This is a genomic window from Erwinia typographi (assembly GCF_000773975.1).
Lineage (GTDB): Bacteria > Pseudomonadota > Gammaproteobacteria > Enterobacterales > Enterobacteriaceae > Erwinia > Erwinia typographi.
In genome coordinates, this window is record NZ_JRUQ01000018.1 from 101360 (window position 1) to 116196 (window position 14837).

24 protein-coding genes are annotated in these 14837 nt (G+C 60.4%); 1 reads left to right on the forward strand and 23 read right to left on the reverse strand.

What is annotated here, in order from left to right; translation table 11 throughout:
• Positions 1-141 precede the first annotated feature (141 nt).
• The 13 genes from NG99_RS04580 to terL all read right to left on the reverse strand — a co-directional run bounded on the left by NG99_RS04580 (position 142) and on the right by terL (position 11324).
• Positions 142-534: a phage tail assembly protein gene (locus NG99_RS04580; RefSeq protein WP_034888866.1), complete on the reverse strand. Its 393-nt coding sequence runs from the start codon at positions 532-534 to the stop codon at positions 142-144.
• 2 nt (positions 535-536) lie between these two features.
• Positions 537-914: a hypothetical protein gene (locus tag NG99_RS04585; protein WP_034888868.1), complete on the reverse strand. Its 378-nt coding sequence runs from the start codon at positions 912-914 to the stop codon at positions 537-539.
• A 10-nt stretch (positions 915-924) separates the two neighbouring features.
• On the reverse strand, positions 925-2346 hold the full coding sequence (locus tag NG99_RS04590) for a phage tail sheath C-terminal domain-containing protein (protein ID WP_052130550.1): 1422 nt from the start codon (positions 2344-2346) through the stop codon (positions 925-927).
• A 3-nt stretch (positions 2347-2349) separates the two neighbouring features.
• On the reverse strand, positions 2350-2580 hold the full coding sequence (locus NG99_RS04595) for a DUF2635 domain-containing protein (protein ID WP_034888870.1): 231 nt from the start codon (positions 2578-2580) through the stop codon (positions 2350-2352).
• Positions 2577-3224, reverse strand: coding sequence for a DUF1834 family protein (locus tag NG99_RS04600; RefSeq protein WP_034888872.1), 648 nt, complete (start codon positions 3222-3224; stop codon positions 2577-2579). Before NG99_RS04600 ends, NG99_RS04595 begins: the two co-directional genes overlap by 4 nt.
• Positions 3224-3658 (reverse strand): gp436 family protein, encoded by a 435-nt coding sequence (locus NG99_RS04605; RefSeq protein ID WP_034888873.1) that lies wholly within the window; start codon positions 3656-3658, stop codon positions 3224-3226. Before NG99_RS04605 ends, NG99_RS04600 begins: the two co-directional genes overlap by 1 nt.
• 2 nt (positions 3659-3660) lie before the next feature.
• Positions 3661-4572, reverse strand: coding sequence for a Mu-like prophage major head subunit gpT family protein (locus NG99_RS04610; protein ID WP_034888875.1), 912 nt, complete (start codon positions 4570-4572; stop codon positions 3661-3663).
• Between the two features lie 17 nt (positions 4573-4589).
• Positions 4590-5027 (reverse strand): hypothetical protein, encoded by a 438-nt coding sequence (locus NG99_RS04615; RefSeq protein WP_034888877.1) that lies wholly within the window; start codon positions 5025-5027, stop codon positions 4590-4592.
• Positions 5024-6094 (reverse strand): phage protease, encoded by a 1071-nt coding sequence (locus tag NG99_RS04620; RefSeq protein WP_052130551.1) that lies wholly within the window; start codon positions 6092-6094, stop codon positions 5024-5026. Before NG99_RS04620 ends, NG99_RS04615 begins: the two co-directional genes overlap by 4 nt.
• Before the next feature lie 253 nt (positions 6095-6347).
• Positions 6348-6830 carry a phage virion morphogenesis protein gene (locus NG99_RS04625; RefSeq protein ID WP_034888879.1) on the reverse strand — a complete coding sequence of 161 codons (483 nt, stop codon included), beginning with the start codon at positions 6828-6830 and terminating at the stop codon, positions 6348-6350.
• Entirely contained in the window at positions 6830-8101 is a 1272-nt protein-coding gene (locus tag NG99_RS04630; RefSeq protein WP_232298167.1) for a phage head morphogenesis protein, read from the reverse strand. The genes NG99_RS04625 and NG99_RS04630 overlap by 1 nt, the downstream gene beginning before the upstream one ends.
• Positions 8067-9647 (reverse strand): DUF935 domain-containing protein, encoded by a 1581-nt coding sequence (locus NG99_RS04635; protein ID WP_034888881.1) that lies wholly within the window; start codon positions 9645-9647, stop codon positions 8067-8069. Before NG99_RS04635 ends, NG99_RS04630 begins: the two co-directional genes overlap by 35 nt.
• A gap of 3 nt (positions 9648-9650) precedes the next feature.
• Complete coding sequence (gene terL, locus NG99_RS04640; RefSeq protein ID WP_034888883.1) at positions 9651-11324, reverse strand: phage terminase large subunit; 1674 nt, start codon at positions 11322-11324, stop codon at positions 9651-9653.
• Positions 11325-11402: 78 nt separating this feature from the next.
• Between terL and NG99_RS04645 the strand changes: the two genes are divergently transcribed.
• Positions 11403-11642, forward strand: coding sequence for a hypothetical protein (locus NG99_RS04645; protein ID WP_034888885.1), 240 nt, complete (start codon positions 11403-11405; stop codon positions 11640-11642).
• On the opposite strand, the gene NG99_RS04650 is transcribed toward NG99_RS04645, so the two are convergent.
• Genes NG99_RS04650 through NG99_RS04690 form a run of 10 tightly spaced genes read right to left on the reverse strand, consistent with a single transcriptional unit; the run spans position 11629 to position 14762 of the window.
• Positions 11629-11811, reverse strand: coding sequence for a hypothetical protein (locus NG99_RS04650; RefSeq protein WP_157032548.1), 183 nt, complete (start codon positions 11809-11811; stop codon positions 11629-11631). The two genes, NG99_RS04645 and NG99_RS04650, sit on opposite strands and share 14 nt — an antisense overlap.
• Before the next feature lie 31 nt (positions 11812-11842).
• On the reverse strand, positions 11843-12259 hold the full coding sequence (locus NG99_RS04655) for a hypothetical protein (RefSeq protein ID WP_034888889.1): 417 nt from the start codon (positions 12257-12259) through the stop codon (positions 11843-11845).
• On the reverse strand, positions 12249-12752 hold the full coding sequence (locus tag NG99_RS04660) for a DUF1804 family protein (protein ID WP_034888891.1): 504 nt from the start codon (positions 12750-12752) through the stop codon (positions 12249-12251). The genes NG99_RS04655 and NG99_RS04660 overlap by 11 nt, the downstream gene beginning before the upstream one ends.
• Positions 12753-12962: a hypothetical protein gene (locus NG99_RS04665; protein WP_034888892.1), complete on the reverse strand. Its 210-nt coding sequence runs from the start codon at positions 12960-12962 to the stop codon at positions 12753-12755.
• Entirely contained in the window at positions 12962-13210 is a 249-nt protein-coding gene (locus NG99_RS04670; protein ID WP_232298168.1) for a hypothetical protein, read from the reverse strand. Before NG99_RS04670 ends, NG99_RS04665 begins: the two co-directional genes overlap by 1 nt.
• Before the next feature lie 19 nt (positions 13211-13229).
• Positions 13230-13451, reverse strand: a complete 222-nt coding sequence (locus NG99_RS29085; RefSeq protein WP_198138732.1) for a hypothetical protein — start codon at positions 13449-13451, stop codon at positions 13230-13232.
• Positions 13426-13926: a hypothetical protein gene (locus tag NG99_RS04675; protein ID WP_232298169.1), complete on the reverse strand. Its 501-nt coding sequence runs from the start codon at positions 13924-13926 to the stop codon at positions 13426-13428. The genes NG99_RS29085 and NG99_RS04675 overlap by 26 nt, the downstream gene beginning before the upstream one ends.
• On the reverse strand, positions 13874-14170 hold the full coding sequence (locus tag NG99_RS04680; protein WP_034888898.1) for a hypothetical protein: 297 nt from the start codon (positions 14168-14170) through the stop codon (positions 13874-13876). The genes NG99_RS04675 and NG99_RS04680 overlap by 53 nt, the downstream gene beginning before the upstream one ends.
• Positions 14170-14376 (reverse strand): hypothetical protein, encoded by a 207-nt coding sequence (locus tag NG99_RS04685; protein ID WP_034888900.1) that lies wholly within the window; start codon positions 14374-14376, stop codon positions 14170-14172. Before NG99_RS04685 ends, NG99_RS04680 begins: the two co-directional genes overlap by 1 nt.
• Positions 14373-14762, reverse strand: a complete 390-nt coding sequence (locus tag NG99_RS04690; protein WP_034888902.1) for a M15 family metallopeptidase — start codon at positions 14760-14762, stop codon at positions 14373-14375. The genes NG99_RS04685 and NG99_RS04690 overlap by 4 nt, the downstream gene beginning before the upstream one ends.
• Between the last annotated feature and the right edge of the window lie 75 nt (positions 14763-14837).

Below are 14837 nucleotides of genomic sequence, written 5' to 3' on the forward strand. Positions count from 1 at the left end.
TCCTGGATGATTTTGGACGGGATTTCCGGCGCTTTTTACTGCGCCGGGTGCTGACAAAACGGGCATGTTGCCCTGACTGCGCTTTTAACCAGGCTTTCGGGTTTTCCACATGGTTAAGGGCATCCAGTCGCCCGGCCAGCTCTACAGCACTGAAGCGGAAGATGTCGGCTTCACTGACCCCGTAGCGTCCGAGCCGGAGACAGGCACAGCGGAAGTTATGTCGCAGACGTTCGCTGATTTGCGCTTTTTTTTCAGCTCCTCAGCAGCTTTAATCAGTATCCCGAAATCGCCACTGTCCAGCTCGTCGCGCAACAGCTTATAGCTCAGTTGCTTCGCAGGAATACTGCCGAGCGCGGTCAGGCAGCGGGCAAAGATGGCCACGCGAAAGCCACTTTCCGGCACGCTCTCATCCTCGGCCACGTCAATCTCATCGCCCACGGTCGGCAGGCGCAGGGTAAAGTCACGGTGCAACTTGCCATCAAATTCCACGCCAATCTCAAGCTGGCCACTGAGGGTTTTGGTGCTTCCGGTCATCGTTATTCCTCGATACGGTTAAGGGCAAAGCCGCTGATGCTCACGCGCGCTTCGTTATCCACGTTGTACTGGTCCCCCACGGTCTGCACCGTGAAGTTCTGATAGGTGATGGTCTTGTCGCCATCGGCAGTGTCCTGCGGGTAGAGGGTGAGCTTGCCGTCAACAATGTTCTCCCAGACGATGGTATGGCCTTTGGGCTTCACCGCCTCCAGCGTCAGGTTGTAGGTGGCAATGCCGTTAACATGCCCCTTAGCCCGCCCGGTGGAGTTCATGGTTTTCACCAGCTTGCGCCCGGTGTCCACGGTCGGACTGACGCTCACAATCTCGATTTCGGTGCCGTTGACCTCCAGGACAATCGGCCCGACATACAGGTCGCTCATTGCGCGCTCCTTAATACAGGTAAATGGTGCCGGTCAGGATATGCAGACCGCGCACGACCGGAGCAGGGATAGCGGTATCGGCACGGTTCGCATCCTGCAGGTTACGGGTGACGGTCACCTGGTCTTTGTACGTGTCGATGTTCTCCACCATCTCCAGCGCCTGCAGCGCATAGAGCACATCCAGCGTCTCCGACTTAATCTGGCGCAGACGGTGGTCCGTCAGCTTGCCGTTGTTCGGAAAGCGCTGAGACATCCGGGTGCGCCAGGCCTTGCGGATATAATCCAGCGTGCGGATGGTGTTGATATCGAGCAGCGTCGGGTCGTCAATCCCCTGGCTGTTTTTCACATACGTACTGATGGCGCGGACCAGCTGCACCTCGTTGTTCACCACGTTAAACGGCGTCAGGCCGTTGTGCAGAGCCTTCTCCATTTCGGTACGCATCGGCCAGTCGGTCTGCGCGGTCACATCCAGCCCGGTCAGCACCGCATTATCCAGCGGCTCAGACGGGTCATCTTCTGCGGCAATGGTGGCGGCATACACCGCTGCCAGAATGCCGCACGGCAGTGCTGAGCCGTGATGCCAGCCCGTGGTGATGCGTGCGGTGTTGGTGTCGCCGGTCAGCGTGATGCCGGTGGCCAGCGTGTCGCGCCAGCCGGTGACGGCCACCGCCCCGCGCTGCTCGGTGGGGCCGGAGACCTCATTGACGTGCGCAGCAAGCGTGGTGAGCGCATCCTGTGAGGAATACGGCACCGCAATAAGCGTGTGACCGGCGCTGAACACGGCAGATAGCGCATCCGGCAGCGCCGGGTCACCCGCGCCGCCGGTCATGGTGCTAAGCTCCCCTGACACACCACTGGCGGTGATGGTCAGCGCAAGGCTGATTTCGTTACCGCATGCGCCGGTGTTACGGGCGGTAAAAATCAGGCCGCTCTGTTTCTCAGCGACGCGGTCAATGGTGGCCCGCAGCGGCAGGTCAGCCTGTGCGGCCAGTGCCGCATGCAGGTCGTCCGTCAGGGTTTCAGCGGTCGCACCAGCTTTCACCGCGATGGAGACCGTGGTGGTGCCCACGCGCAGACTGACCTGTCCGGAGCCGGTGGCGGGACCGCTCAGCACCAGCGAACCGCTTGCGGCCACCCCTGCCTTGTCATCATCCAGCGCACAGACCGCCAGCTGCAGGCTGCTGTTGGCCGCAATGGCGGCAGCGGCCATCAGGTGCGCCTGAGAGCCGCGCCCGAAATACTCCGCCGCTTCATCGGCGCTGTAGACGTCGGTCGGGGTCAGCGCGGCCACACTGCCCGCTGACAGACGCTGCGCCAGGATAACCAGATACTGGTCACCCGTTGCAAGCGTGCGTGCGCCGCTGGTGAAGTCGTACCGGGTGTACGTCCCCGGCACGCGGGTGGTGGTCGGGATGTTGTCCGTATCAGCCATGACTCAGTCCTCCTTCTTCGCGCCGGTGTCGGCAGTTTTCGTGGCAGCTGGCGCGACGGCCTTAGCGGCGGGTTCAGCCACCTTTGCCGGGACCAGCTCAAGGTCGCCATCGCTCAGGCGGCGGCGGTAGTAGGTTGTCAGCACCACCTCCACCGCCTGGCTGTCAGTAATGTAGCGGCGGCTGTCGTTCTCCAGCGGCACGCGTACCCCCTTACGGGCAATCACACGGGTCATTCGTCTTTCTCCGTAGTCACAATGCTGTCAAGCGTCGCACCGGATGGTGTGGTGAAGGTGCCTGCGGTGGTGTCATGGGCAGGCCACGGTTTATCAAGCCTGCCGCAGTACTCCGCAAAGATATAATCCGGATCGGTGGCGTCTTCCGGCGCTGGCCAGCGACCGTTGTCCAGCGCGTCCTCATACCAGTGCGTGGAAAACTCGCACACGTACACCGACACCGCGCTGTCCTTATAGGCCTTGCGGAACAGATTGGTGACGCGCCCCGGACGCAGGCAGGCGATGGGAAGCCCCACATCCTGCCCGGTCAGCAGGCGACGCACGCTCTCCGCTATCAGGTTACAGCCCGGCTCATCCGGCACGGGACCACCTTCGCGCTGGGCGGTTTCACTACGCACGCTGCGTGACGCCACAAACACCGCAAACTCGCCCGTCACGCGCCAGCGGCGCTGCGTGGTGTTCTGCGGGCGGCAACTGGTGACGCCTTTGAATGTCACCCAGATACCGGGCAGTACGCGCAGTATCTGACCGATATCTTCAAGCTCGCCGCCGTAGGTGGTGACGTTACGCACCATGCCACCTTTACGGGTATTCAGGCCTTCACTGAGGCGTGTGACGATGGCCTGCTCAATCTGCGTAATCATCAGTAACCGCCTCCGCCTGTGCGCCACCGGGACCAGCTGTTGCTGCCTGCAGTAAACATGACGCCGGTTGAGGATGATGGCAGTGCGGCTCCGCCTGACTCTCCCGAACCCAGCGACACGTCACCCTTTGCAACTTTCTCCAGATAGCGGATGCCGTCACGGTAGCGGTCGCGAATTTCGTCCGTACACAGCCGCTCCGTGCCGGTCAGCCGGTAACGGGCAATGTCACAGGCGATGCCGGTCAGGATGGGCGGACGGGCTTTCAGCGGCAGCGTGTAACGCCCGGCAATATAGCCATCGATCTCATCGGAAGCGGCCTGCAGGGCAAAGTCCAGCACGCCGTCATCATCAATATCGATGTCGCTAACATTGGTGATTTCACTGACTTCACGCTCACCGAAGCGCTTCACCATGTCATCACGGGTTGCGTACATGACTATTTTCCGTCACCGGTGGAGCCGACCGCCATCTGCCAGAAGGCATACGCCGCCGCACCGCGCGCTTCAGCGCCAAACAGGTATTCCGCGCGCATAAAGACGCTGTCACTGTCCGGGGTAAGCTGCGATACAAAGGTTGGCTTCCTGCGCTGCTGAAAGATGAACGGCTTGAGCGCCTGGGTGGTGTCCAGCAGAAACCACGCTGTCGCAGATTTGATACGCTGGGACATCACCACCTTTGCCGCCCCCTTGTACGGGTTAGGCTTGCCATCTTCCAGACGGTCGGTGGTCACCAGCGACGTGGCCAGTTCAAACAGCGCAGGACCGACCAGCAGGATATTGGGGTTAAGGCTCAGCGGCTCTCCCTGTGAATCCTGCAGGCTCCACATCATCTCGCGTGCCTTACCGAAGGAGGCCTGGGCTTCTGCCAGAGAAGCAATTGAGAGTGGCGCGCTCAGCAGGTTGCTGAAGGTTTTCTTCGCAACGGGGTGTTTTGCGCTGAAGAACGGCTGACCGTCGAAGCATTTCGCACTGAAGCCGTTATTCACCAGGTCATAAATCAGCTTATCCGGCCAGTTGGCGGCAGCGGTGCCATAAGCGGTGGCAGAGACCGGGTAAATGCCAAGCTGGTCATCTTCAATGTGGTTACGCTTAACGCTGATGGTCGCCTCGTAATCATCGTTGGGCACAACGTAGTCCTGGCGCTGCAGGCGCTGCACCATTTTGTCGCCCACCCATTTACGCAGCTGCGGGAACTGCTCCATCCAGGCGTAATAGTTTGCCGCCGTTGTCGACGGGATCAGCGTGGCCACCTCGCCCCAGTTGGGCTGTGCGCGGCTCAGGGCATCGCTGAAACTTTTTTTCAGCGCCAGAAACAGCACGTCGAGATTGGCTTTAGTGATTTCGGCCATCGTTGTCTTCCTTATTGTCAGTAAATCCAGACGCCGTCAGCATCAATCATGATGATGCTGCCCGCCTTACAGTTGGTGGCTTCGGTGGCCGGAGTCTTCCCGTCATCTGACGCAGGCGTACTGCCATCAGTGGCGGTCACCGTCTGGTTGTCCAGGACATAAGCCCGGTCAAGCAGATTAGCCTGCGTGATGGTGCCGTCCTGATCCCAGCGAAACGCCTTATTGGTCCGCACCAGGATGGTGATGTCGCCGTCAGCGCCCGTGCTGTTATCCACGGATTCTGCTGCGCAACCGCCGAATTTCAGGGTGGCGTCCGCCTTGCCGTTGACGGCATAACCGTCAGCATTGATGCAGACGATAGCCCCTTCCGGGATGGTTTCGCCTTTCGCCACGCCGACCGGCGTCAGGATGGCATCGCGCCACGGCGTGTTACGGGGTGTGGTGGTTGCGGTCATGCTGCACCTCCGCTCTCAGAGAGGTAGCCAGCGTCCAGACCGAGCGCGCCCAGCATTTTCTGCTGGTCAGCCGACAGGGCGGCGGTGTTCAGTTCTGCCGGGGCTTTGCCGCCGGTCTGCATCCCCGTCAGCGCCGGATTGGGCGTGCGGATGGACAGGCCAGTCTTAAAGGTGTCCAGGTCTTTTGTCGCCAGTGAACGCATCCAGTCCTCATCGGCTCCGGGAATGATGCGACCGTCGCTCAGCGCCGCCTCAATCAGGGCATCCGCTTCGGTCTGATGCACTTTCTGGCTCAGGGCTGCAAGCTGCTCGCGGGTCTCATTGAACACGCTGACCGGCACGAACCTGGACGGGTCCGGTGCAGTGGTGGCCTGCTGAGACAGCGCCGCAATGCTCTGGTCTTTCTTCGCAATCAGGTCGGAAAAGGTGCTGCAGGCGGCGGGTTTAAGCAGGGTTTCCTGCGCCGCCGTCAGCGCGACAGCAATCGCGGCCTCATCGGCCTCTTTCCCCAGACCCAGCATCGCGCAGAGTGCCAGGCGTAAGTTTTCATCCATCGGTGTGTCCTCCGGGAGGTAAAGAAATGACGCGGCGGCAAGGAGTTCATCCATACCATCCAGCGCCGGAGTGTTGGTCAGGGCGGCATTAATGAGCTTGACCACGTTGCCCTGCTGGTCATACAGAAACAGCGCTGACACATAGCGGTACTCCTTTGCGTCAATCAACTGCTGTGCGCGCGCCGTCCACTGCACGTCGGTGGCAAACAGGCCTGCAACCGGATCGAACTCAAGCCGCTTAAACCAGCCTGCGGCAGGGTTGGGCTGCCCGTTCTCTTCCTTGTGAATGGTCTGGTGCTCATAATCGAACATGAAATCGTTAACGCGGCGCTCTGCGGTGGCAATGACCTGCGCCGCCTGCGCGGCTTCCAGTCGCCAGCACTCCGCTTCCGCAGGGCGACCATCTTCCGAGCGGAACCGACCGGCAGGGAGAAGCTGCACGCGAGGTGCGTCACCGTCCAGTGTCGGGGTGATCCATCCGTTAAGTGCGCCAATGCGCAGGGCCGGTTTCATGTACTGCTGCCATCCTGTGTCATCATGTCAGGACGCAGCTTAGCGGGAGGGCAAAAGGCTAATCAGTTGCAGGGGTGAAGCAGTTACGCAGGGGAAGGTTTGCGCAGGATCACAGGGTAACAGCTTAACCGGCAGGCGTAACCCCGTTTAAAACACGTTTAAATCGCGTCAGTTCCGTTTAAAAGGTTTTCAGGGGTAGCGATGTACCCCCGGAGGTCTTCAGGCGCTTACAGGGCGTCTCAGGCGTTTATCCTCACAGCCCACCTGTAAGCCAGTCATCTATGCTTTGTGCTATATCCTGCATATCCTCACCGGTGAGGGTCAGGAACGGGCGGGCCGGTACAGTTGAGCCGGGGTGATTCACCTTTGCCGCATAGCGACCGTTAAAGCGCAGGGCCTGCTTATATTTCGGCCTGATCTCATGCGGACGCGTTTTACCTCCCTGGTTCTGGATACGGGCGTAGATAACGTTCGTCCCGACCACGGCGCGGTCATTGTCGCTGTACGTGTCGATGGAGCTGGCCAGACGGCCACTGTCCTGCAGGATTTTCCCTTCACGGGCAACCGGCAGCCACTTCACCGGGCGACCTTCCTGCGCGAAGTTATCCATAACCGCTTTATACATGCGCTCGCTGATGTCCCGCAGCAACGGTTCACGGCGGGCCAAGCGCTGCGCCATCCGGTCCAGCGCCTGCTCCAGTTCCGGGGGGAAGGTTATCGTCAGTTCCGGCTCCATCAGGCCTCCCATGCGCCGGTCACCACCGGCAGCGCTCTCAGCTGCACCTCACGCGCAGGCGTGAGCAGCTCACTCTGCGTGATGGCGGGCATATCACCGCTCAGACTCACCCGCAGCACGCGCGGCAGGTTACTGCGGCGCACCACGTACAACAGCGAACCGTCAGCATCCTGCAGCACCACATCAGGGGAAGCCAGCAGCGCAGGAATACGCAGCCAGTCAGCCGTCACCGCTGGCTGCGCCCGCACGGTGTCCGCTGTCAGCGTCACCACAGCCCGCGTCACGCTGACGGCGGGCGCGTCCACCACGGCAGGCAGCAGCGCCCCGGCATAGCGTGCATCGCCGCTGAGGCGGTCATCGTGCGCCACAGTCTGCACCCACCCCGCCAGGTCGCGTGTGAAGTCAGCCCGCACAGCCGGACTGCGCATGGCTTCGTCCGTGGCCAGCGCCGCAAGGTGCGGTGGTGCGCTGGCCCCTTTGCGCAACAGCTGCTGGCTGAGGTTCGCCAGGCTGTCGCGTCCGGGGTTGAGATGAAAGCCCGCATCCGGGGTAAACAGACGCCCGGAGGCCGGGTCTTTCAGGGCCGTGACCGGACGGGTGCTGTTACCATAAGGCTGCTCAATGGTGATCCGCATACCCTCTGACGATTCAACACCCACCGGATGCCGGTCGACTTCAGCCTGTGACAACGCCACCACGCGGCAGCGGCAGTTGTAACCGTTCGGGGGAAAGAGGATATCCCAGATCGGATCATCCCAGCGGAAGATACGACCGTTAAGGGCCGCATGCGCCGGACGGGTTCGGCTGTCCATCACCGCCACATACTGCCAGTAGGGCCGCGCCTTAACGTTGGCGCGCATTTTCTCATAGCGGCCCGCCATGTATGCCGACTGCGTGTTGGTGCGAAAGATGGTATCAAGCCGGTATGGCATCAGCTTCCGGCCCTCCAGCACACCGTCATCGTCAGCCTTCAGACCGCTGCCCAGCCAGCCCTTACGCGCCAGCTGTGGCATCAGGTTATCCTTAAACCAGGCGCCGGTCTGGCCGTCCTCCAGCGCCTGCGCCAGCGCGGTATGCACATCCGTCAGCACATCCTGCTTCAGGATACCGCTCACCACAAATGAGGTGGCGTGCGCACGGTCCTGCATCTGCCGGGTATCAAACGCGATGTTAATGCCCTTTGAACGGAAGTAACGTATCGCTGCCTCCGGCTTCAGCGTCATGGCATAGCCGAGGTTAACCACGGACACGCCCCCACAGGTCAGCGACAAACAGCGCGTTCTCAATCAGCTGGCGCATCTCTTCGTCAGCGAGCTGCGGATATGCCGCATCGATAAGGGCATGCAGCGCCTCCGGGGGCTGGCCGTCGCTGAGGGCCGCGACAAGCGGCGTAAGCAGCGCTCTCATCGCCTCTTCAGTCACCCCGGCCAGCGCCTGGGGGACGGCATCCAGTGTGGCCTGTGCGCTGTTATCCTCCTGCACGGAAAGGGCCGCCTGCTGCGTGAACGGCAGCATGGCACGCGCATCGGACAGCAGAGAAAGTGCCGCAGGCGTGTCGCGTTTGTTCCCCGGTGGCACCAGCAGGGTTTCACCTGCCGCCGGAACCGGGATGCCGGTGCGCTGATGCGCCCACTCCTGGCCCACGGCGATACCGGCGTTAACCGACGCACCGATGGCGTCAGCAAGGGTTTTCAGGTCTTCCGGCTCGCTGGCGTCAAACTCAAAGCGACACATCCGGCGCGGATCGGTATCCGCGTGGCCATTGAGCGCAAGCAGCGGCCAGAGCAGTTCACGCGTGAGCGTGGTGGCCAGCTGCCGGGCGTCGCTGGCCAGCAGCTCATGGCGCACCTCGTTATGCACATCACCGAGTGAGCGGTTGCCATTGCTCTCCGTCTGTGACGTCAGGGTGGCACCGAGAATGACCTTGCTCTGCGTGCGCTCGCACCAGTCAATCATGAATTTAAACGGATCGGCCTGACCGGCGGCGGCATCTTCGAAGTTAATTTCCATGCCCTGCGGCATGATCCCCGCCGCCTCGCGCCCCAGCGTCATCACCGCGCGCATCAGTTCCATCTTCTCGTCGTCGGTGGTGCCGGACGGGTACTTACCGACGCGCATCGGCAGACCATACACCTCCAGGAACTCCGCCAGATCGCGCGCTGAGAGGTTTTTGAACAGGTAAGTCCACGCCAGCACGCGGAACAGACCCGCTTCCGGGAAGCCGCCGCACTTCGCCTTGTGGCGGTGCAGCACCCATCCGGTGGGCCACAGCGCCGCGCCGTCCGCCGTGCCATCCGTCAGGCGGATATCATCACCGGCGAACGACGGCGTGCGGAACCAGCGCTGCGGGCGCTTGTGAAAGCGCAACGGAAACCACAGTTTACCCTGACGCGACCAGTCAATCTCAACCGGTGAAAAGCCGTGCCCGATGGCATCGGTGAGATCAAACAGCAGTGCCTCAAAATCCGGCAGGTCCTGGAACCATTCGGAGACTTTGACGGCCAGCGCCTGCTCGGTGGCGCTGGCATTGCGCGGTGGCACAATCTTCCAGGGAAGCGTCAGGAGCGCCCGACGGCGCTTGCTCATCTCAGCGAACAGATGCCCGTCGCGCTCTTCCATGTCACAGAAGAAGTCGGCCTGCGCGGTAAGGTCGCCCTGTTCGGCGGCCTGAAGGATGCCATACAGACGGTTAACGTTGATGCCGACCGACGGATGCTCCGGCCACTGCTGACGCAGAAGCAGGTTGTCGTCTGACTGGCGGCGCTTCAGCGCCCGTGTCTCAAAGGGGTTTCCGTGCAGATCAAGAATAACGCTCATAATTTACCAGCCTCCCCGTGAATAACGGGTTTTCCAGTCGCGCGCTGCCCGCGCACTCATTTCACTGTTCATGCCAAAAAACTCCATTTTAGGTGTACTGGACACCGCGAGCGTCCACAGCATATGCAGGGCGTCCGGGCCGTCATCGTGATCGGCTTTGGGGAAATGGCGAAGCTGTTCCAGCAGCGTGGTCTGACTGGCATGCAGGCGGATACGTCCGTTAGCCATGTGGGGCTGCAGCGACTCAATGCGCAGGAGCTTATCCGCATGCGGGATGATCGCGCGTGCCGGAACCGGTATCCCTTCAAGCTGCGCGCGCTTGACCAGCTCGGTGCGCAGGAACTCCTGGAACTGCACCGACTCGACGCCCCACACCAGACAGCTGTAGATTTTCTGCAGCTCAATAACGTCGCTGATGATTTTATCCGGCAGGCGCTTGCGTATCTGCGCCTCAACCACGTCGAGCACGCCATTCAGGCGGTCATAGCCGCCCACCAGTATGGCAGACGGGTCACGGCTGGCACCGGCTTTGCCCAGGCTCGGATCCACCGTTCCGAAGAAGATCCACTCGCGCAGGCGGTGAACCCAGAATTTGATAATGTCGTTACCGTTTTCATCCTTGCCAGCAAACAGCGCATCGTCACCGGCGACCGGATCGTTCTGGTATTCGGAATCAAAGGTGCCGTGACCGTCACGGGCGCGAATGGTCATCAGGGTGAGCAGTGGGCGGGCTGTCCAGGAGACAATTGCTCCGGCATCCATCTCAGCACGGTGCGCTTCATAGAACGCCGTGGCCGTATCCTCGCCCTCATTGCGCAGCAGACCTTCCCACTCATCCCACAATTTACGGTCGTCCGGCCAGCGTCGCATCGCCCTGAAGCGGGCGGTGCGCCACAGCTTGTTATTCAGCGTGCGTGACAGCACCGAGTCATAGTGCAGGATGGTGCCGATGTAGACCACGTCGAGCTTGCCCCCGGCCTGACCGAGCGGCAGCACGGTTTTCTTCAGCCAGCCCTCCAGCTTGTCGCGCTGCTCCGGCTTGCGCACGTTCTCGTCGTTCTCGATATCGTCAAGCACCACCAGGTCAGGGCGGTACGGGCCGTGACGCAGCCCGCGCAGCTTTTTACCGCTACCGGCGACCTGCACCTTGATGTCGTTACGGGTCAGGATGGTGCCCATCTGCCAGACGCGTCCCTGACCGCAGACTTCCGGGTAATCCGCCTGCAGGCGCGGGTTGTAGACCAGTTCCGCTTTAATGGCCTCAAGCATCGGATAGGCCTGGTCAATGGAGTCCATGACGATAACCGGGTAATGCTTGATGCCGCGAATAATGCACCACAGCACAAACAGCTGGCTGACCAGCGTGGATTTGGCTTCCCCGCGAGGAGCCGCGATGGCGTCACTGCAGCCCTTCGGGCTGGCAACAATCTGCGGCAGGCGGGTGAACAGGTAAACGTGCAGCTCGCTGGGGTCCGCGTGGCGCACATAGTGGGGAAAGTAGGTCTGTACAAAATATCGGTATCCGCCAACGGGGTCACTGACCGCCGCCCGTCGCTCAATCACCGCGCGGGCATCAGTGGAGAAGCCGGTGCACTCTGCCTCGATAGTACGACGAAGGCCTGCGGCCAGTTCGCTCATAGCCTGACGCAACTCGCGCAGGCTGGTTTTTGACGACATATCAGCCTCTTAAAAAAGAAGCCTCTTTATGCCAGGATACGGGCGCAATCCATTATCCACAGTAAAAAAGAGGCTTTAATGACACAGCAAAAAGAACAACTCACCATCGATCAGAAAATTGAAGTGGCAAAAATGGCAACTGACATATTCCTGAAGGTTTGTCCTTCAAACCTGATCAAAGAGCAGGCTGTCGATCACCTTCTCAGGATGAGCGCAAATGGCCACACCGAAAAAGTGAACGGGGAACTTGTGAAGATGCAGGCACTTTTTACGCACATCAGCCACATGGTTGAATCAACCCTTATCAACCGGACTTAGCGCGACTCATAAGCTCTGCGGCCCAGCCAGGGCCGTATATCACCTGCAGAGCAAGCCAGACATCGTCCATAAATTCGTTGGGAGCGATCCGGTGTTCACCCAATTCCCCACTGAACAGCCCAACAAGACGGTTAACCCTTTCCTGACGCTGGACCCATTCTGCCGTCACGTCCTTTTCCATAAATCACCTCAAACTGACTTTAAATTGCATTCAGGCCGCGCGCCGCTGTATGCAGTGCGGTATTGATACGGGAAGCAATATCAGCCGCCAGCTGTTCAGGTTCAGTGGAAGTAATCAGATAATGTCCCTTGCCCGCGAGATAAATGCAGACGCTTTCACGCTGCGCAACAACCCCTGTAACATCTGCCGGACTGAGATATAAACCGCTGCCGACCTCTACAAGCTGGCTTGCGCCCGATGCATCGCGTTCGTTGACCGCCTGGAAAATGCGTCTGCGCGTCATCTCAGGTGTCTCGCCAGGCAAAGGGATGACCGAGAGACTTTCACCGCTGACCAACTTCACAAACACGTCACCCATTGAATCAATGAATGCCATCTCAACCTGCGTCGCTCTCAGGCTCACTTCAGGCGTAATCTCAATTAACTTACCGGGCATGTGTTTTCTCCAGTTCCGGGGTAAAGGCTTCAATAATTTCCACAAAGGCCGCCAGGTGTTGCGGGTAGTGGGACTGAATAAACTGCGACAGCGCTTTGACGGTACTGATAGCCGTGGCCACCCGGTCCGTTTCCGGCAGCACTTTCTTGCTGGCCGCTATCGCCTTGGTGTAGGCATCTGAGAGCGACGACAGCAACTGCACGCGCTCCTGTGCCTGGATATCCTCCGCGCCATTGAGTTTTTCCAGCGTGGTCTGCACCTGCACCATCAGACCGGCAAGAATGGCGCGACTTACGTCTTCCGGTGCACCGCTGGCCAGCTGGTTAGCCGCCCGGAGCGTGTCCCAGCTGTCGCCCTCATCGGCTGACAGTTTTTTCCAGCGCATCGCGGTGGAAAAACTCACACCCTGCTGCGCGGCCAGCAGCTCCAGCGCCTGATTGCTGAAGATATAGGCCCGGCGAAGGGCTTCGCGGGTTTCACGCGGATGGGCCATTTATACCCCCGCCGTGGCGCGAACCAGCGCCATGCCGACCGAGACAACTGCACCGGACAGTGCTCCGCTGAGCGCCCCCGATACGGTGCCGTGCTTCATACCCGCATCCTCAATGATGCTGAGGCGCGCATCGATATCATTCAGCGTGGCCTGTATGTCGCGCAGCGCCTGCAATACCGCTGCGTCAGGCTGCTTTCCCGAACGGCTCATCAGCGCTCCCCCTGATTCTCAATCAGGCGATCCATGCGCTCATTTGCGCGCTCCACTGACCGCTTGATATCGGAGAGCATCGCCATGATCTGCGCCTGATCGCGCACCGCATCCGATTTAAGCTGGTACAGCTCCCGGATGCGGGCATTGTCCCGGCGCAGTTCATCGATTGCCCCGTACAGGCGCTTAACGCTCCACGTCAGGGCTGCCCCCACCAGGCTGAACAGCAGGGACTGCAGTGTGTCCATTGATAAAAGCTCCATATACTTACTCCTTTGCCTGCGGCCAGAAAAACGCCTCCAGCGCCTTCAGCTTCGCCGCATTCGCCTGACACCAGGCACCGTAGTCCGTTGCGTGCCGCAGCAGCGCATCCGGGGACAGACCCGCTGATTTTCCCGCATAAGCGGAAGGAGCCGGAGGCATCACGCCCACCGTCACCATCGAACGGGGCGGCTTTACCGCTTCACTTATCACCGGTGCGGGCGTCACCACCACCGGTGTAACCGAGGGCACGCGCATAGAGCTGCAGCCCGTGAGGACCGAGACCATTAAAACCGCAACTGCCATTCGCACTGTTGTCATCACTGATCGCCTTACTGATACCGAGACGGAGCAGCGCCTGTGCCCGCTCCAGTTCATGATTTTTATCGTTCAGCTGCGCAGCCAGACCATCGGCCCGCGAACGCTGAGCCGCCTCAACGCGCTTTGCGGCCAGCAGCGCCGCCGTTGTGGCTTCGCTGGCTTTCTGGCGTTCATCCGCATGCGCGGTCTTTTCGCTGGCCAGCGCCATATCTCCGGCGCTTTTTGCCGCTGCAAACCCGGCCTGCCAGCCCTGATGATGCAGCCACCAGGCTCCGCCACCGAGGACGGCACAGACCAGCACGCCGGGTAAAAGGCGCTTTAAACACCACTTAATCAGCGCCACGGCCATCAGGCTCACCTCCCTGCGTACCGGCTGGCACATCGTCATCACCAGCCTTGCGGTCGTGGTATTTCTGGACACCGGCATGCAGCACCCACGCACCGAGGTAAAGACCGAACGCTTCCACAATTTCATGCTCCCAGCGCCAGACCGTTATCAGCAGCGCCAGAGAACTGACGAACAGCGCAACCAGCGTGGTGGCGTCAGTGGTGGACAGCTGCCCCTGACGGTTGGAAACCAGCTCCGGCAGACGTTTGATAAACCCGCTCATCGTTTCCCGTACCATCAGCGTCCACGCCTCGCCAGAGCACGCGACACCAGCACCGACAGGGTAAGTTCGAACGCAACCACGCCCACAGATGCAGCAGCGGATGCGGCCCACCCGAAGCCACAGCTAAGGCGGTAATACGCGAGGAAGACGACCGCCATAAAGAGACGATCGCGACCGTTCAGGCTTAACAACAACCAGGCCTCCTCCACGAAGGTTTTCATGCCGGATACTCCGCAAAAGGTAACTGGAAATGCGCGCCGTCTTTGAGCGTGGTCCAGTCGCCACCCCATTCAACGGGAACGGCCAGCTCAGACGACGCCTGCTTAAACGCTGACGCGATCTGCTCATACAGGGGCCACTCCCAGGACACCTGACTACCGACATACGCAACAACATCAACCGCGTGCCCGGTAAGGTGACGGCTGTTCATGGTCTGACTGTGACCACCGGCGACCATTTCTTTCTCGCGCTCGACAGTACGCAGACCTTCCGTAATGCCGAAATCAACCGTTGTCAGGCTGAGCGCATGACGAACGAGTTTTACAAGGTCAGGGTTAACGCCCTGCAGGTTACGTTCGCTGCGCTGACTGAACTGAAAAGAAGACATAGAAAAACCCTCACTAAGATGTGAGGGTGATTGTGATGAAAAGAGGCGGCGAAAGGATGTTGCAGGGGTGAAGCA

Bases quoted from the DNA above. Each gene is read 5' to 3' on its own strand.
- NG99_RS04680 (WP_034888898.1), bottom strand. From the start codon at position 14,170: ATGGTACGGGAAACGATGAGCGGGTTTATCAAACGTCTGCCGGAGCTG.
- NG99_RS04615 (WP_034888877.1), bottom strand. From the start codon at position 5,027: ATGACCGCAACCACCACACCCCGTAACACGCCGTGGCGCGATGCCATC.
- NG99_RS04585 (WP_034888868.1), bottom strand. From the start codon at position 914: ATGAGCGACCTGTATGTCGGGCCGATTGTCCTGGAGGTCAACGGCACC.
- NG99_RS04690 (WP_034888902.1), bottom strand. From the start codon at position 14,762: ATGTCTTCTTTTCAGTTCAGTCAGCGCAGCGAACGTAACCTGCAGGGC.
- NG99_RS04685 (WP_034888900.1), bottom strand. From the start codon at position 14,376: ATGAAAACCTTCGTGGAGGAGGCCTGGTTGTTGTTAAGCCTGAACGGT.
- NG99_RS04665 (WP_034888892.1), bottom strand. From the start codon at position 12,962: ATGAGCCGTTCGGGAAAGCAGCCTGACGCAGCGGTATTGCAGGCGCTG.
- NG99_RS04600 (WP_034888872.1), bottom strand. From the start codon at position 3,224: ATGATTACGCAGATTGAGCAGGCCATCGTCACACGCCTCAGTGAAGGC.
- NG99_RS04635 (WP_034888881.1), bottom strand. From the start codon at position 9,647: ATGAGCGTTATTCTTGATCTGCACGGAAACCCCTTTGAGACACGGGCG.
- NG99_RS04675 (WP_232298169.1), bottom strand. From the start codon at position 13,926: ATGTGCCAGCCGGTACGCAGGGAGGTGAGCCTGATGGCCGTGGCGCTG.
- NG99_RS04595 (WP_034888870.1), bottom strand. From the start codon at position 2,580: ATGACCCGTGTGATTGCCCGTAAGGGGGTACGCGTGCCGCTGGAGAAC.
- NG99_RS04580 (WP_034888866.1), bottom strand. From the start codon at position 534: ATGACCGGAAGCACCAAAACCCTCAGTGGCCAGCTTGAGATTGGCGTG.
- NG99_RS04605 (WP_034888873.1), bottom strand. From the start codon at position 3,658: ATGTACGCAACCCGTGATGACATGGTGAAGCGCTTCGGTGAGCGTGAA.
- NG99_RS04620 (WP_052130551.1), bottom strand. From the start codon at position 6,094: ATGAAACCGGCCCTGCGCATTGGCGCACTTAACGGATGGATCACCCCG.
- NG99_RS04670 (WP_232298168.1), bottom strand. From the start codon at position 13,210: ATGGACACACTGCAGTCCCTGCTGTTCAGCCTGGTGGGGGCAGCCCTG.
- terL (WP_034888883.1), bottom strand. From the start codon at position 11,324: ATGTCGTCAAAAACCAGCCTGCGCGAGTTGCGTCAGGCTATGAGCGAA.
- NG99_RS04610 (WP_034888875.1), bottom strand. From the start codon at position 4,572: ATGGCCGAAATCACTAAAGCCAATCTCGACGTGCTGTTTCTGGCGCTG.
- NG99_RS04590 (WP_052130550.1), bottom strand. From the start codon at position 2,346: ATGGCTGATACGGACAACATCCCGACCACCACCCGCGTGCCGGGGACG.
- NG99_RS04625 (WP_034888879.1), bottom strand. From the start codon at position 6,830: ATGGAGCCGGAACTGACGATAACCTTCCCCCCGGAACTGGAGCAGGCG.
- NG99_RS04655 (WP_034888889.1), bottom strand. From the start codon at position 12,259: ATGCCCGGTAAGTTAATTGAGATTACGCCTGAAGTGAGCCTGAGAGCG.
- NG99_RS04645 (WP_034888885.1), top strand. From the start codon at position 11,403: ATGACACAGCAAAAAGAACAACTCACCATCGATCAGAAAATTGAAGTG.
- NG99_RS04660 (WP_034888891.1), bottom strand. From the start codon at position 12,752: ATGGCCCATCCGCGTGAAACCCGCGAAGCCCTTCGCCGGGCCTATATC.